The following is a 16,064-nucleotide window of genomic DNA, read 5'->3' on the forward strand; positions in this document are numbered from 1 at the left end:
AGGGCTGAAGGCCCCGCCAGCCCCCTCCCCCCAATCCAACAAAACCGGCCCGGGAATCTCTCGATTCCCGGGCCGTTCGTTATCTTGGTCCGCGACGATCCGTTCGACTTCGCTAGGCCTTTTCCTTGCCCTTGGCGGGTGCGTACTCGAAGCTCAGCTCCGAATCCGCCTTGCCGTCCGCGTCGTTCTTTTCGCCCACGTCCACCTTGGCCGTGCCGCCCTTCTGGAGCGCGCCGAAGAGCATCTCGTCGGCCAGGGGGTCCTTGAGCTTTTCCTGCACCAGCCGGGCCAGGGGCCTGGCGCCGAAGGCCGGGTCGAAGCCGCGTTTGGCCAGCCAGGCCACGGCCGCCTCGCTCAGTTCCGCCGAGGCCTTGCGCTCCTTGAGCTGGGCGTTCAACTCCGCCAGGTACTTGCGCACGATGCGCTCCATCACCGCGCTCGAGAGCGGATTGAAGGAGAGCACCGCATCCAGGCGGTTGCGGAACTCCGGCGAAAAGAGTTTTTCCAGGGCCTTCTGGCCGTGCCAGGAGGCGTCGTCCACCTGGGTGCCGAAGCCGATGGTCTTGGCGGCCATCTCGCGGGCACCGGCGTTGGAGGTCATGAGCAGGATCACGTGGCTGAAGTCGGCCTTGCGCCCGTTGTTGTCGGTGAGCGTGGCGTAGTCCATCACCTGGAGCAGGATGTTGAACATGTCCGGGTGGGCCTTCTCGATCTCGTCGAGCAGGAGCACGCAGTGCGGGTGCTTGCGGATGCCGTCGGTGAGCAGCCCGCCCTGGTCGAAGCCCACATAGCCCGGGGGCGCGCCGATGAGCCGGGCCACGGCGTGCTTCTCCATGTATTCGCTCATGTCGAAGCGCATGAAGTGGATGCCCAGCACCTCGGCCAGTTGCTTGGCCAGCTCGGTCTTGCCCACGCCCGTGGGACCGGTGAGCAGGAAGTTGCCCGTGGGCTTGCCCGCAGGGGAGAGACCGGCCCGGGAGCGCTTGATGGCCTTGGCGAGCACGTCGATGGCTTCGTCCTGGCCGAAGACCAGACGCTTGAGCTCCTCCTCCACGGCGGCCAGGCGGCCCCGGTCCGAGGCCGAGACGCGCTGCACGGGCACGCGGGCCATGCCCGAGACCACCTTCTCGATCTCGTGCACGCCGATGGCGTTCTTGCCCGGTTTGGGGGAAAGGCGGAACACCGCCCCGGCCTCGTCGATCACGTCGATGGCCTTGTCGGGCAGGTAGCGGTCGGTGACGTGGCGCGCCGAGAGCTCCACGGCGCTGCGCAGGGCCGCCGCAGTGTACTGCACGCCGTGGTGCGCCTCATAGTGGCCCTTGAGGCCCTTGAGAATTTCCACGGCCTCGTCCTGGGTGGGTTCGCGCACGTCGATCTTCTGGAAGCGCCGGGAGAGGGCGCGGTCCTTCTCGAAGTGGTTGCGGTATTCCTCGTAGGTGGTGGAGCCGATGCAGCGCAGCTGCCCGGAGGCCAGCACGGGCTTGAGGATGTTGGAGGCGTCCATGGTGCCGCCGCTGGTGGCCCCCGCGCCCACGATGGTGTGGATCTCGTCCACGAAGAGGATGGCCCCGGGCTTGGCCTTGAGCTCGTTCAGCACGGCCTTCATGCGGGCCTCGAAGTCGCCCCGGTACTTGGTTCCGGCCAGGAGCGCGCCCATGTCCAGGGCGAAGACCTCGGTCTGGCGGAAGCTCTCGGGCACCTCGCCCTGGACGATGCGCAGGGCCAAGCCCTCGGCCAGGGCCGTCTTGCCCACGCCGGGGTCGCCCACGTAGAGGGGGTTGTTCTTGCGCCGCCGGGCCAGCACCTGGATGGTACGCGTGAGCTCCTCGGAGCGCCCGATGAGGGGATCGATGGCGTTGTCGCGGGCCTTGGCCACCAGGTCCACGGTGTACTGCTCCAGGGCGGACTGCTTGGTCGGCTCGCCCTGGCGGGCGTCGCCCGCGGCTTCGCGGCCCTCTTCCGCTCCCTGGCCGTGGGAGATGCACTCCAGGATGTCCAGGCGCGTGACGCCCTGAGCCTTGAGGAAGTAGACGGCGTAGGAGTCGTCCTCCTCGAAGAGGGCGGCCAGCACGTCGCCCACCTCCACCTTGTCGCGCCCGGCGGACTGGATCTGCATGATGGCGCGCTGGAGCACGCGCTGCACGCCCAGGGTCTGGACCACTTCCGGGGCCTGGGCCTGGGGCAGCGTTTCCATGTGTTCGGCGAAAAAGCGCTCCAGCTGGTGGCGCAGGCGCACCACGTTGGCCCCGCAGCTCACGAGGATGTTCTTGCCGCTCTCCTCCTGGACGATGGCGTGCAGGAGGTGTTCGAGCGTCAGGTACTCGTGGTTGCGCCGTTTGACTTCCTTCACCGCATTGGTGAGGACGCGTTCGAGTCTCTTGCCCAGCATTTATTCCTCTTCCATGGTGCACTTGAGGGGGAAGCCCCCCTCCTTGGCCAACTGGCGCACCATGACTACTTTCGTTTCGGCCACCTCGGCCGTGAACACGCCGCACACGCCCTTGCCGTTCTGGTGCACGGCAAGCATGATCCGGGTGGCCTCGGCCTCGGACTTGTGAAAGACGCTCACCAGCACCCGCACGACGAACTCCATGGTGGTGTAGTCGTCGTTGTGCAGGAGCACCTTGTATTTGCGGGGTTCCCGGATCTCGTCTTCGACGCCGGTTCCCGAGAGGGTTTCTTCCTGGTTCAGTGAGTCTGTCATGTCTGCGCTCCGGGGGCGCGCCCTTGGCGCTGAGTGAGATAAGACCTGATGCAGGCTTGTCGAGACGTGGACAGCACGAGCCCGCACTTGCGCCTGTACTGAAAAAGGTCCCTCCAGGCAAGGCGTGCAAAAGCCCACTGGACGCGCAAGCCCCGGGAGATGTATCAATGGCTGACACAGGCGCGGTTTCCCGACGGGGGGCCCTGGGCGCGCCGCAAGCAACGGGATCGCGGAGAAGAGCCATGCAGCACGAACTTACCTGGAACGGCCATTCCAACTTCACCCTGAAGACCGGGGGCCAGACCATCCTCATCGACCCCTTCTACGACGGCAACCCCAACGCGGCGCTGGCCTCCAAGGACGTGGCCCAGGCCGACCACGTGCTGGTGACCCACGACCACGGCGACCACGTGGGCCAGGCCGTGGCCATTTGCCAGGCCACCGGGGCCAAGCTCCTGGCCATCGTGGAGACGTGCTCCAAACTGGTGGACCAAGGGCTGCCGCGCGAGCAGGTGGTGAACGGCATCGGCATCAACATCGGGGGCTCCATCGCCCTGGGCGGCGTGAAGGCCACCATGGTGCAGGCCGTGCACTCCAGCGAGTCCGGCCTGCCGGTGGGCTACATCCTCACCCTGGCCGACGGCTTCACGCTCTACCACGCTGGCGACACGGCCATTTTCGCCACCATGGAGCTCTACGGGAAGCTCTTCCACATCGACATGGCCCTGCTGCCCGTGGGCGGCGTGTTCACCATGGACGCACGCCAGGCGGCCGTGGCCTGCAAGCTGCTGCGCTGCCATCAGGTGCTGCCCATGCACTGGGGGACCTTCCCGGTGCTCGAGAAGAACACCCGGGCCTTCGGACTGGCCCTTGAGGACCTGGGCGTGGAGACCATGATGGTGCGCTGCCAGCCCGGGCAGACCATCACCCTCCAGAAGAACCCCTTCAACGAGGACTGCGGCTGCGACTGATCCGCACCAAGACTCCGCGACCAGATCCGCGAAACGTTCGCCGGGACCGCGAGCCGGTCCCGGCGGAGCGCCACTGCACCGCCGCGAGGTTCTCCCCGTTCGCTCCGTCCCTCGTCACGAAGCGCCCCCCGGCGATCCGGCCTGACGCCGGGGCGTTATACGCCGCCCGCCGCCGCGCGACGCTAGGCTGTTGACGGTCCGGCGCGCGCCGAAGCGTCTCCAACGGCCTAAGGCGCGTTGCGCCCCTGGTAGCGCCCCTGGGCGTCGTAGCGGCGTCCGTCCTTGTCGATGCGCCCCTGGTAGCTGCCGTGGCTGTCGTAGAGGCGCTGGTTGCCCGAGGTGTCCGTCTCCACCCTGCCCTTGTAGCTGCCGTGGCTGTCGTAGAGGCGTCCGTCCGGGGATTGCCGCCCCTGGTAGCCGCCGTGGGCGTCGTAGCTGCGCGTTTCCCCGGAGGCGTTGGTCTCGGTGCGGCCCCGGTAGGAGCCGTGGCTGTCGTAGGCGCGGGAGCCGCCCTGCTGGTCGCGCCGGACCTGGCCCTGGTAGCGCCCCTGGGCGTCGTAGCGGCGTTCGGTGGTCTGCGCCCGGACGGCGGACGCGCCGAGGAAAAGCAGAAAAAGGAAGAGGGGAATGAGGGCCTTCATGGGAACCTCCGGAGATCGCGGATGTTCCCTCATGCCACAGGGCGGGAGAAAGAGGAAGGATCGGCCTGGATCAGCGATACAATCGCATGAATTTGCGGGGCTTTTCGTAGCCGGGGGCGAGGTCCGAGAGCATCTGGATGTTCCAGCGGTCCTTGAAGAAGTCCCGGACGTATTCGAGAAGGTGCATCGCGCCGCCATGCAGGTAGGCCTCGGGGTAGAAGCGGCGCATGGTCTCCATGTCGGAGCCCAGCTCCTTGCGGACGTAGTAGGACTTCTGCACCGAGAGCACCAGCTCCTTGTCGGAGAGACGCTCGTAGAAGGCGAGCGTCCGCTCCACCAACCCTGCGCGCACGAAGGTCTTGCCCATGAACTCCACGAGCATGGCCATGTCGAAGGTGCGGCCTTGCAGGCAGTTGCCGGGGCTTTCGATGTCGCAGGCGAGAAAGTTCACAGTGTTTTGGCCGAAGGCGTCGCGCAGAAGGCATGCGCCCTGGAGCACATTCGCCTCACGATCCACGGCCAGCACGCTCGCCGCCCCCCTGCGGGCGGCCTCGAAGGCGAAGAACCCGAAGTTGCATCCGAGATCCACCACGTGCTTGCCCTGGAAATCCACCTTGCGGAAGGCTTCGAGCCCCTGGAAGTCCAGATCCTCGACCCCCTGGATGAGGGGCGTGTAGTGCTCGTCGTAGATGGTGCGGTAGACGTGTTCCCGGCCGATGCCGGACACGAGCTGGCGCAACCGCTCAAAGCGGGGCATGGGGACTCCTTGGCGTGGCGTGACCCAGCGCCGATACAGACTTTTTCCGGGAAATGCAAACGCAGAGCACATGTGAGGCGCCATACCGCCGACAACGCAGGCATTTCCTCCATGTCGGCAGCCCCGCGCGAAGCGCCGCTTGGAACCGGGCGGTTGTTTCGCCCGTCAACGGCTCTCGCGCTTCCGATCAGGGAGGCATCCGACAAGGCGCGCAAGCGCCATCCGATGGAACGGCTCCGTGCCCCGGGGAGGCGGGAGTTCAGGCGGGGCGGGAGCGGGCCTTTCGCAGCGCCGCCAGGGCCTCGCCCACGCTCTGGGCCTTGGCCGGGCCGAAGCCGTCCAGGCCCATGAGGTCCTGTTCGGTGGCGGCCAGGAGGCGCTCCAGATCGCCGAAGCGGTCCCAGAGGAGTTTCGCCGTTTTGGGGCCGACGCCCGGCAGGCCCAGCACCTCGCTGTGCAGTCCCGCCTTTTTGCGGGCCTGGCGCTGGCGCCCGATGACGTAGCGGTGGGCCTCGTCGCGCAGCTTTTGCAGGAAGAGCAGTTCCCTCGATCCGGGGCGCAGACCCACGGGGTTCTTGCGCCCGGGCCGGAAGATCTGGTCCTCCTGGGCGTTCTTGGCGCGGCCGGACTTGGCGATGGAGGCCAGCTCCCACAGGCGCGGCAGACCGGCCTGGGCCATGGCCCGCTCCACGGCCGCCAGCTGCCCCCTGCCGCCGTCCACCAGCACGAGGTCCGGCCAGGGCTCGCCCAGCCCGATGCGCCGGGCCACCCAGGAGGAGAGCGCGGCGTAGTCGTCCCCCGTGCCCTCCAGCTCCGGAAAGGCGAAAAGCCTGTAGTCGTCCTTGGCGAAGCGCCCCTCCTCGAAGACCACCATGCCCACGCGCATGCCCTTGCCGCCCAGGTGGGAGGCGTCCACGGTCTCGATGCGCCGGGCCTCGCGTCCGAGTCCCAGCCTGCGGCCCAGGAGCGCGGGAACGCCCTCGCCCTCCCCGTCCTGCACGCGGGCTTCGCTCAGGGCGCGCGATGCGTTGGCCGAGGCGATCTCCAGCAGGCGTTCCTCGGCCTCGTTGCGCGCTCCGTCCAGCACACAGCGCGCCTCCCGGCGCTCCGTGAGCACCTCGGCCGCCAGGGACAGGCCCGCTGCGCCCAGGGCCTCCAGGGCGCGGCGCGAAAGGAGCACCCGGCCCGGCACGAAGCTCTCGGGGCGGTAGAACTGGGCCAGGAAGCTCGGCAGGATATCGGGGAGCGCGGCCTCGTCCACGTCGGTCCAGTGGAAGCTGGCGCGGTCCAGGAGCCTGCCCTGGCGCACGAAGAGCACGCACAGGCCCAGGCCCGAAGGCGCGGTGAACACGTCCACGGCGTCCAGGTCGGCGTGGTTGGGCAAGACGGCGGCCTGGCCCTCGACGGTGGCGCGCATGGCGGCGGCCAGGTCGCGCAGGTCGGCGGCGCGCTCGAACTGGAGGGCCTCGGAGGCTTCGAGCATTTCGCGCTCCACGCGCTTGATCACCTCGGCCGAGCGCCCCGAGAGGAAGGCCTCCACCCTGCGTACGAGCGCGGCGTACTCCTGGGGCGAGACGTTGCCAGCGCAGGGGGCCAGGCATTGGCCGATGTGGTGGTAGAGGCAGGGGCGCACGCGGTTTTTGAAGCTGGCGTCGCGGCATTTGCGCAGGGGGAAGAGCTTGCCCAGCTCCTTCCAGGTGCGGCGGGCGGCCCCGGCGGAGGTGAAGGGGCCGAAATAGGCCGAGCCGTCGCGCACCACGCGGCGGGTGAAGGCGATCTTGGGGAACTCCTGGGTCTTGTCGAGCTTGAAGAGGATGTGGCTTTTGTCGTCGCGCAGCACCACGTTGTAGCGGGGACGGTGCTTCTTGATGAGGCTGGCCTCCAGGAGCAGGGCCTCCTTCTCCGTGGCCGTGACGAGCACGTCCACCCCGGCCACGCGCGCCACCATGGCCCGGGTGCGGGGATGGGGCACGTCGGCGCGGAAATAGGAGGAAAGCCGCGAGCGCAGGTTCACGGCCTTGCCCACGTAGAGCACCTTGCCCTGGGCGTTCTTCATGAGATAGACGCCCGGGTCCTGCGGGAAATCCCTGGGGACGAACTCGAACATGGTGCGATTGTGCCCGCAAGAGCGGCAGGCTTCAAGCCCCGCGGAATTTTCGCGCGTGAGCCTTGGCCGGAATCCTTCCTGCCGCTTGCCCTCGGGCCATCTTCCGTGTACGGGAATTGGACTCTTTCAAACGAAATCAAGAATGAAAAAGCGTATTTCCGTCATCGGTGCGGGCGAATGCGGCCCGGATGTCGAGGCCGTGGCCCATCGCCTCGGCACGCTCATCGCCCAGAACGGGTTCGACCTGCTCTGCGGCGGGCGCATGGGCGTGCAGCGCGCCGCCTGTCGCGGGGCCAAGGAGGCCGGAGGCTTCACCATCGGGTTGCTGCCCGGGCTCGATTTCACCCAGGCCAACGAGTTCGTGGACGTTCCCGTGGTCACGGGCCTGGGGCACATGCGCAACTTCCTGGTGGTGAAGAACGGCGCGGCTGCGGTGGCCGTGGAGGGCGGCGCGGGCACGCTCTCCGAGATCGGCCTGGCCATGAAATCCGGGATTCCCGTGGTGGCCATCGGGCGCTGGTCCGGCGTGGACGGCGTGCGCGCGGCGCGCGACGCCGACGAGGCCATGGACATCGTGCTCTCCCTGGTGGGCCGCTGATGGATGTGCTCTGGGCGCCCTGGCGGATGGACTACATCCTCGGCCCCAAGCCCGATTCCTGCGTCTTCTGCGTGCCGGAACACGCCGGGGAGGACCGCGAGCGCCTCATCCTGGGCCGGGCCGCCACCTGCTACGCCCTCATGAACAAGTTTCCCTACAACTCGGGGCACATCATGATCTGCCCCTACCGCCACGTGAGCTGTCCCACGGAACTCACGGCCGAGGAGTCCTCGGAGTGCATGGCGGCCCTCACGGCCACGGTGGCCATCCTCAAGGAGGCCTTCAGGCCCCACGGCATCAACGCCGGGCTCAACCTGGGCGAGGCCGCCGGGGCGGGCATCGCGGCGCACCTGCACTTCCAGATCGTGCCGCGCTGGAACGGCGACAATTCCTTCATGGCCGTGTTCGGCCAGACCCACGTGATCCCCGAGCTTCTGCTCGACACCTACGACAGGATCAGGCCGCGTTTCGCGAACGCCGGTCCATTTCGCAACATCTGACGAGGGAGGAGGCTATGCGTTTCATCAAGTTCGTGCTGCTGGTGGTGTTCTTCCTGTTCTTCATGGTGTTCTTCATCCAGAACCAGGCCCAGCTGGCCACGGCCCTGGAGCTGAAGTTCAGCCTGTTCACCCTGAACTGGCAGGCGCAGCCGCTGCCCTTCTACCTCGTGGTGCTCATCTTCTTCGTGCTGGGCGCGCTGTTCAGCACCATCTTCTTCGTGATCGACCGCATCCGCGTCGGATCGGTGTGCAGCTCCGCCCAGTCCAAGGCCAAGAGCCTCCAGGCCGAGCTGGACTCCCTCAAGGCCAAGCAGAGCCTCGCCTCCCCGGCTCCCGCCCCGGTCGTCACCCCGGCCCCCGAAGCCGAGACCAAGACCGAGAGCAAGGCCTAACGCCGCCGGCTCCCACGGATTCAAGCGGCCGGGCGCTTCCTGCGTCCGGCCGCTTTCGTGCCTTTTCCGGGTTGACGCGACGAAATTGCCAAGGATAGAAGACTTGGGCGACCTCAACCTGTCAATTCACAAAATCGTAAAACGCACCACGCCATGAGCACCCCCCGGCTCACCCCCATGCTCGAACAGTACCTGTCCTTCAAGGGCGAGTACCCTGACTGTCTGCTCATGTACCGCATGGGAGACTTCTACGAGCTTTTCTTCGAGGACGCCGAGGTGGCCGCCCGGGAGCTCCAGATCGCGCTCACCTCGCGCGACAAGAACTCCGACTCCCCCGTGCCCATGTGCGGCGTGCCCCACCACGCCTTCAACGCCTACGCCAGCCAGCTCACGGAAAAGGGCTACAAGGTGGCCGTGTGCGACCAGGTGGAGGACCCGCGCTTCGCCAAGGGGCTCGTCAAGCGCGAGGTCACCAAGGTGCTCACGCCCGGCACCGTCCTGGACGATGCAAGCCTCCAGGCCAAGGAGAGCAGCTTCCTGGCCGCCCTCTTCTGGGACGCCGACGAGCGCGCCGGCGGCCTGGCCTGGCTCGAATTCTCCACCGGCGAATGGGAGGGCCTGCACGCGCGCGACGAGGCCCAGCTCTGGCAATGGGTGGAAAAGCTCCAGCCCCGCGAGCTGCTCCTGCCCGACATGAAAACACCGCCCAGGCATCTGCCGGAACTGGGCATCCAGATCGCCAACCTGCCGCTCAAGCCCCATTTCCACCTGGCCACGGCCACGGAGCGCATCGTCAAGACCTTGCGCGTGGGCGGGCTCGAAGTGCTCGACGTGGCGGACAAGCCCCAGCTCGTGCGCGCCATGGGGGCCATCCTGGCCTACCTGGAGCGCACCCAGAAGCAGACGCCAGCCCACATCGCCTCCTTCCGCCCCCTGAACCTCTCCAAGCACATGCTCCTGGACGAGGTGACCGAGCGCAATCTCGAAATTTTCCGCAGGCTCGACGGCCGCAAAGGGCCTGGTGCCCTTTGGAACGTGCTGGACCGCACCGTCACCCCCATGGGCGGCAGGCTCCTGGAAAACCGCCTGCGCAAACCCTGGGTGGATTTGGAGACCATCACCGCCAACCAGGAGGCCGTGCGCTTCTTCTTCAAGGAGGACGCCCCCCGCGAGGCCCTGCGCCGCGCCCTGGACGACGTCTACGACCTGGAGCGCCTGACCACGCGCATCCTCCTGGGCCGCGCCGCGCCCAGGGACTACCTCGCCCTGCGCCACACCCTGGCCGCCCTGCCGCGCGTGCTTGCCCCCTTCGCCGAGGATGGTCCCGAGGACGCGCGCTTCCTCCAGGAGCGCCCCAAGGCCCTGGGCGACCAGTTGGGCGCCTGGGACCCTCTGGACGACGTGCGCGAACTCCTGGAACGCGCCCTGGCCGACAATCCGCCCCCGGCCATCACCGAGGGAGGCCTCTTCCGCCAGGGCTACGACCCGCGCCTGGACGAGCTGATGGAACTCACCGAGCACGGCGAGGCCCGCCTCAAGGAGCTTCTGGAGCGCGAACAGGCAGAACACGGGCTGCCCAAGCTCAAACTCGGCTACAACCGCGTCTTCGGCTACTATTTCGAGCTCTCGCGCGCCGCCGGACAGGCCCCGCCCCACTTCGAGCGCCGCCAGACCCTGGCCAACGCCGAGCGCTACCTCACCCCGGACCTCAAGGACCTGGAGGACAAGCTCCTCTCGGCCAGCGACCGCCGCAAGGACCTGGAACTTGCCCTCTTCCACGAGCTGCGCGAGGAGGTCTGCCGCGCCGGGGCGCGCTTCAAGCGCATGGGCCAGGCCCTGGCCGTGCTGGACTGCTGGCAGGGCCTGGCGGACGCCGCCCGCGCCAACGAATGGACCCGCCCCATCCTGCACCAGGGCATGGACATCGTGGTGCAGGCCGGACGCCACCCGGCGGTGGAGGCCGTGCAGGGCTCGGCCAACTACATCCCTTCGGACCTGACCCTGGCCGGGGAGTCGCGGCTGCTGCTCATCACCGGCCCCAACATGGCGGGCAAGTCCACGGTGCTGCGCCAGACGGCCATCATGGCCATCATGGCCCAGATCGGCTCCTACGTGCCCGCGGCCAAGGCCTCCATCGGGCTCACGGATCGCATCTTCTCCCGCGTGGGGGCCTCGGACAACCTGGCCCAGGGCCATTCCACCTTCATGGTGGAGATGATGGAGACCGCGCGCATCCTGCGCCAGGCCACGCGCCGCAGCCTGGTGATCCTGGACGAGATCGGCCGGGGCACCTCCACCTTCGACGGCCTGGCCCTGGCCTGGGCCGTGGTGGAGGAACTCTGCGGCCGGGGCCGCAAGCCCGATTCCCGCGAGCCCGGCGGCATCCGCACCCTCTTCGCCACCCACTATCACGAGCTGACGCAGCTGGAAGGCAAGCTTCCTGGCTTGCGAAACGTGAACATTGCGGTCAAGGAATGGCGAGGCGACATCATCTTCCTGCGCCGCCTGGTGCCCGGCCCCTCGGATCGCAGCTACGGCATCGAGGTGGCCCGGCTGGCGGGCGTGCCCGCCAGGGTGGTGGCGCGGGCCAAGGAACTTCTGGCCGGGCTGGAAAAGAAGGCGCGCGACTCGCGCGCTCCCCAGCCCGAGCAGGCCGCCTGCCAGAGCGTGCTGCCGGGCCTGGGCGCTCCCCGCGCGGAGGCCCCCAGGCCGGAGCATCCCCTGGTGGAAGAGCTTCTGAACCTCAAACTGGACTCCCTCACTCCCCTGGACGCCCTGAACATCCTGGGCGAATGGCGCAGGCGGTGGGGCGGGGACACCCCCAAGACCTTCTAAGGAGACAGCGCATGCATTTCTTCGAATACGTCGACGGCCAGCTCCACGCCGAGGGCGTTCCGGCCGCCGAGCTGGTCCGGCGCTTCGGCACGCCGCTCTACGTCTATTCGGCGGCCACCCTGCGCCGCCACTTCGAGGCCTTCGACTCGGCCTTCGCGGGCCTGCCCCACATCACCTGCTACTCGGTGAAGGCCAACTCCAACCTGGGCCTGCTCAAGCTCCTGGGCCAGTGCGGCGCGGGCATGGACATCGTGTCCGGCGGCGAGCTGCACCGGGCGCTCACGGCGGGCATCCCCGCCTCGCGCATCGTCTACTCGGGCGTGGGCAAGCGCGAGGCCGAGATCCGCCAGGCCCTGGAAGCCAACATCCTCATGTTCAACGTGGAGTCCATGGGCGAGCTGGAACGCCTCTCCTCCGTGGCCTCGGACATGGGCAAGACCGCGCGCATCAGCCTGCGCATCAACCCCGACGTGGACCCCAAGACCCACCCGTACATCTCCACGGGCATGAAGAAGAACAAGTTCGGCCTGGACATCGAACAGTCCCTGGCCGCCTACTCCCGGGCCATGACGCTGCCCGGCATCGAGCCCGTGGGCATCGACTGCCACATCGGCTCGCAGCTCACCACCCTGGAGCCTTTCATGGAGGCCCTGGACCGCATCATCCGCTTCTACGACCGCCTCAAGGGCATGGGCCTGCGCATCGAATACCTCGATCTGGGCGGCGGCCTGGGCATCACCTACAACGAGGAGGAGCCCCCCCACCCGGCCGAGTTCGGCAAGGCCCTGGTGGGCGTGCTCAAGGACCACCCCATGACCCTCATCCTGGAGCCCGGCCGCGTGATCGCCGGAAACTCCGGCATCCTGCTCACCGAGGTGGTCTACACCAAGAAGACCCCCTCCAAGGATTTCGTCATCGTGGACGCCGCCATGAACGACCTGGTGCGCCCCTCGCTCTACGGCTCCTTCCACGCCATCAAGGAAGTGACGCCCAAGGGACGCCCCGTGCTCAACGTGGACGTGGTGGGCCCCATCTGCGAATCCGGCGACTTCCTCGCAAAGGACCGCGACCTACCCGCCGTGGAACAGGGCGAACTGCTGGCCGTGTTCTCGGCCGGGGCCTACGGCTTCACCATGTCCTCCAACTACAACTCCCGCACCCGCGCCGCCGAGGTGCTCGTGGACGGCGACAAGGCCACCCTGGTGCGCCGCCGCGAAACCTACGACGACCTTATCGCCCTGGAGAAGGACGCCCTGAACGGCTGAGCAGCCCTCTGTCCCTGAATGATTGACCGGCGCACGGGATGCCCTTCCGTGCGCCGGTTTTTTATTGTCGGCTTTCCGATCGGATAGCGCGCACCGTGTATGCCTGCGGCGCGCTGAGCCTTCGCGCCACCCCGTGCCGGGCCATAGGGAATCCCCGTGGCCGATCCGTTCGTCATCCACGCCCTGTGCCGTCCGAAAGGGATTGGCGGCACGTCTCCAATATATCGAAATGCACTGCTCGTGCGTCTGAACTTGTTCGCCATTTGGCGTGTGTGGTATGCGATGTCCCATTCATCGACAGGGAGGGCCACCATGGCCAGACAAGTCATCATTCTCCACGGCTGGAGCGACAGCTCCAAATCCTTCAAAGCCTTGGCAAAATTTCTGGATGAGCACGGGTTCACTCCCCACGCCGTACACCTTGGAGACTATATCTCCATGGACGACGAGGTGCGCGTGGAAGACGTGAGCCGCCGCATGCGCGACGTCATCCGCCAGCGTCAGGATGAAGGAACGATCGACGCGTCTTTCGACATGATCGTGCACTCCACCGGAGGCCTCGTGGCCAGGCAGTGGATCGCCGACCTGGCGGGTCTGGGCCTGCCCTGCCCCCTGAAGCGTCTGGTCATGCTCGCCCCGGCCAATTTCGGCTCCGCCCTTGCGGTCAAGGGCAAGAGCCTGCTTGGACGCATCCTCAAGGGAGGGGGCAACTGGTTCCAGACGGGCAAGGCCATGCTGGACGCCCTGGAGTTGGCCTCCCCCTACCAGTGGAAGCTTGCGAGCCAGGACCTCTTTGTCCCGGCGGGGAAATCCGACGCACCCTCGCCCTACGGCGACGAGGGGGTGTGGCCCTTCGTGGTCGTCGGCAGCCACCCCTATTCCGATCTCCTGCGCAAGATCGTCAACGAGAACGGCTCGGACGGCACCGTGCGGGTCTGCGCAGCCAACCTCAACGCCCGGGGCATGACCATCGACTTCAGCTCGGACCCCGAAAACCCCGAAGTCACGCCCTGGACCTTGCGCAATCCTGAGTTGCGCATGCCCCTGGCCGTACTGCTGGACAGGGACCACGGCTCGATCACCCGGCCCGACACGAAGGGCGTTAACGCCGGAGACCCCAATCTGTTGGGGGAACTCATCCTCCAGGCCCTGCGCTGCGGCGATCTCAACGAGTACTCGGCCATCGGCCAGCAGTGGGACGCCATCACCGAGGGGACCGGACGCCTCGCGGGAGACAAGAATTCGAACAAGGACAGCCGGGCCTTCTACCACCAGTACTTCCAGGTGGTGGTCCGGGCCGTGGACGACCAGGGCAACGATATCGAAGATTTCTTCCTGGAGTTCGGTGGGGCAGACAAGAACGACCGGCTCACCGGCATCTTTCACACGGAGGTGCTGGAGAAGGTCAGCCCCAACCAGACCAACCCGGCTTTGCGTTGCCTCTACGTGGACCGCAACGACCTCTTCGAACTCTACTACGACCAGATCAAAGACCCGACCAACAAGGTGCTCACCCTCACCGTAAGCGCTGCTCCCCCCGGCCCCAACGTCGCCTACCTGAACCAGGGACAGGGTCGGATCAAGGTGCACAGCGAGCATGTCGACGTCCGCGACAATCTGGGAGAGTTACGCATGAGGCGCAACACGACGCACTTCCTCAAACTCGTGATCCCGCGCACGCCCAAGGACGATGTTTTCAAACTCAGAGTAGCGCCTTAAGGAGACGGTGTTCCGGCGGCTAGGGGATGCCCCCCAGACCCGCAATAGCCTCACAGGTTCCAAAGGGAACGACGACTGAGAGATGGAGAATGCATCCGGCCGCCGAGCGACGCTGGCTTGTCCAGCGCCGTTCGGCGGCAGGTTCTTTTGATCAGGGGAGTACGCGGAGCTAGGCGGTGAACTCGAAGGTGGTCTCCACGCCCTCGTCCCAGCCGTCCCAGAGGAAGTCGTCCGCGCGCCCGTCCGCGATCAGCCGGAAGGCGTAGCGGGCCTGTTCCTCGTAGAAGCGGCAGAAAGCGCCCTTGCGGTCCATGCCGCCGTTCATCTCGGCGGCCTCGGCCGGGCAGGGCGAGCCGCAGAAGTGCCGCACGGCGCAGCGCGAGCACTCCTCAATGTCCTCCACCTTGCGCCCGGTCACGGCCTTGAAGGGCGCGCTCTCCAGGATGTCGCCCAGGCTGTCGGCGAAGAGGTTGCCGCCCCGCCAGTCGGGCAGGCCGATGAACTCGCTGCAGGGGAACACGTCGCCGCCCGGGGCGAGGGCGAAGAAGCAGCGGCCGCCGCCGCAAGGCGAGATGTCGCACATCAGGCGGCGCGCCGTGGGGGCCAGGATCGCCAGCAGGATGTTGGCGAAGTTGCCCACCACGAGCTTGCGCCCGGTCTCTTTGTAGAGTTCGTGGGAGCGTTCCAGGGCCTTGACGAACCAGCGGGCCGCCAAATCCTCGTCAGGCTTGATCTTGCGCGCGCCGAGCAGGGTGCAGCGCACCATGTTCAGCAGGCAGGTTCCCACGCCGTGCTTGTGGAAGAACTCCACCACCTTGGGCAGGGTGCGAACGTTGCCTTCGGTGACCGTGCAGATGACGCTGAAGGCCGGATACCCGGCAAGCTTCTCCATGGCCCACAGCACCTTGCGCGAAACGCCCTCCCCGCCCCAGGTGACGCGGGCGCGGTCGGCCACGGCGGCGCTGGCCCCGTCCAGGGAGACGCCCACGCCCACGCCGTGCCCGGTGAGGAAGGCGATGGCCTCTTCGTCCAGGAGCGTGGCGTTGGTCTGGATGCCGAAGCGGAAATGATCCCGATGGCGCTCGATGCCCGCGAACATGGCTTCCCGGTTGAGCAAAGGTTCCGCCCCGTGGAACACCACCTGGGGGCGCGTGCCCTCCGGGAGCGTGGCGTCGAAGTGGGCCTTGAGCCTGTCCAGGGCTTCCAGAAGGCGTTCTCGGGACATGTGCTCGCCGCCGGAACGCATCGCTGCCGGGATGTAGCAGTAGGCGCAGTTGAGGTTGCAGCGCTCGGTGGGGTTGAAATAGACCGCCGAGGGCGTGAGCCCGAAGCGCAGGCGGCGCATCTCCTCGGCGAAGCGGTCGGCCTGGGAGGCATAGGCCTTCATGAACTTGCGGCTGGCGAGGGTCTGTCCCAGCTTCTCGGTGCGTACCAGGGCCCAAAAGGCCGTGTCGGGGTCCACCACGGCCATGTAGTCGCGGTGGCCGATGTCCACGGGTTGGAGCGCGGGGCCGGAGCCGGTGTTGAAGTGGCGGCCCCTCTCCGGGGCCGCCTGATTGCTCGTGGAAGGCATCG

13 protein-coding genes are annotated in these 16,064 nt (G+C 67.2%); 7 read left to right on the top strand and 6 right to left on the bottom strand.

What is annotated here, in order from left to right; translation table 11 throughout:
- Positions 1 to 112 precede the first annotated feature (112 nt).
- Both clpA and clpS read right to left on the bottom strand, forming a co-directional pair.
- Positions 113 to 2,389: an ATP-dependent Clp protease ATP-binding subunit ClpA gene (gene clpA, locus NNJEOMEG_RS11730; protein ID WP_173084636.1), complete on the bottom strand. Its 2,277-nt coding sequence runs from the start codon at positions 2,387 to 2,389 to the stop codon at positions 113 to 115.
- Complete coding sequence (gene clpS / locus NNJEOMEG_RS11735; protein ID WP_173084638.1) at positions 2,390 to 2,704, bottom strand: ATP-dependent Clp protease adapter ClpS; 315 nt, start codon at positions 2,702 to 2,704, stop codon at positions 2,390 to 2,392.
- A 242-nt stretch (positions 2,705 to 2,946) separates the two neighbouring features.
- Between clpS and NNJEOMEG_RS11740 the strand changes: the two genes are divergently transcribed.
- Complete coding sequence (locus NNJEOMEG_RS11740; protein WP_173084640.1) at positions 2,947 to 3,675, top strand: metal-dependent hydrolase; 729 nt, start codon at positions 2,947 to 2,949, stop codon at positions 3,673 to 3,675.
- Positions 3,676 to 3,902: 227 nt separating this feature from the next.
- Here NNJEOMEG_RS11740 and NNJEOMEG_RS11745 read toward each other — a convergent pair whose 3' ends face one another.
- The 3 genes from NNJEOMEG_RS11745 to uvrC form a co-directional block, all read right to left on the bottom strand.
- Positions 3,903 to 4,316 carry a type IV secretion protein Rhs gene (locus NNJEOMEG_RS11745; RefSeq protein ID WP_173084642.1) on the bottom strand — a complete coding sequence of 138 codons (414 nt, stop codon included), beginning with the start codon at positions 4,314 to 4,316 and terminating at the stop codon, positions 3,903 to 3,905.
- Between the two features lie 70 nt (positions 4,317 to 4,386).
- Positions 4,387 to 5,073, bottom strand: a complete 687-nt coding sequence (locus NNJEOMEG_RS11750) for a methyltransferase domain-containing protein (protein WP_173084644.1) — start codon at positions 5,071 to 5,073, stop codon at positions 4,387 to 4,389.
- Positions 5,074 to 5,332: 259 nt separating this feature from the next.
- Entirely contained in the window at positions 5,333 to 7,180 is a 1,848-nt protein-coding gene (uvrC, locus tag NNJEOMEG_RS11755) for an excinuclease ABC subunit UvrC (RefSeq protein WP_173084646.1), read from the bottom strand.
- Positions 7,181 to 7,322: 142 nt separating this feature from the next.
- Between uvrC and NNJEOMEG_RS11760 the strand changes: the two genes are divergently transcribed.
- The 6 genes from NNJEOMEG_RS11760 (at position 7,323) to NNJEOMEG_RS11785 (ending at position 14,489) form a co-directional block, all read left to right on the top strand.
- The gene (locus NNJEOMEG_RS11760) at positions 7,323 to 7,778 is read left to right on the top strand and encodes a TIGR00725 family protein (RefSeq protein ID WP_173084648.1); all 456 of its coding nucleotides are present in this window, start codon (positions 7,323 to 7,325) and stop codon (positions 7,776 to 7,778) included.
- Positions 7,778 to 8,278 carry an HIT family protein gene (locus NNJEOMEG_RS11765; RefSeq protein WP_173084650.1) on the top strand — a complete coding sequence of 167 codons (501 nt, stop codon included), beginning with the start codon at positions 7,778 to 7,780 and terminating at the stop codon, positions 8,276 to 8,278. Before NNJEOMEG_RS11760 ends, NNJEOMEG_RS11765 begins: the two co-directional genes overlap by 1 nt.
- A gap of 14 nt (positions 8,279 to 8,292) precedes the next feature.
- Positions 8,293 to 8,670 carry a LapA family protein gene (locus tag NNJEOMEG_RS11770; RefSeq protein WP_173084652.1) on the top strand — a complete coding sequence of 126 codons (378 nt, stop codon included), beginning with the start codon at positions 8,293 to 8,295 and terminating at the stop codon, positions 8,668 to 8,670.
- A gap of 153 nt (positions 8,671 to 8,823) precedes the next feature.
- On the top strand, positions 8,824 to 11,505 hold the full coding sequence (gene mutS / locus NNJEOMEG_RS11775; RefSeq protein ID WP_173084654.1) for a DNA mismatch repair protein MutS: 2,682 nt from the start codon (positions 8,824 to 8,826) through the stop codon (positions 11,503 to 11,505).
- A gap of 11 nt (positions 11,506 to 11,516) precedes the next feature.
- Positions 11,517 to 12,770, top strand: a complete 1,254-nt coding sequence (lysA, locus tag NNJEOMEG_RS11780; RefSeq protein ID WP_173084656.1) for a diaminopimelate decarboxylase — start codon at positions 11,517 to 11,519, stop codon at positions 12,768 to 12,770.
- A 312-nt stretch (positions 12,771 to 13,082) separates the two neighbouring features.
- On the top strand, positions 13,083 to 14,489 hold the full coding sequence (locus tag NNJEOMEG_RS11785) for an esterase/lipase family protein (protein WP_173084658.1): 1,407 nt from the start codon (positions 13,083 to 13,085) through the stop codon (positions 14,487 to 14,489).
- Between the two features lie 169 nt (positions 14,490 to 14,658).
- Here NNJEOMEG_RS11785 and cbpB read toward each other — a convergent pair whose 3' ends face one another.
- A complete protein-coding gene (gene cbpB, locus NNJEOMEG_RS11790; RefSeq protein WP_173084660.1) occupies positions 14,659 to 16,062 on the bottom strand; it encodes a peptide-modifying radical SAM enzyme CbpB in 1,404 nt (467 codons plus the stop codon).
- Positions 16,063 to 16,064: the final 2 nt, after the last annotated feature.

This window comes from Fundidesulfovibrio magnetotacticus, assembly GCF_013019105.1.
Lineage (GTDB): Bacteria > Desulfobacterota > Desulfovibrionia > Desulfovibrionales > Desulfovibrionaceae > Fundidesulfovibrio > Fundidesulfovibrio magnetotacticus.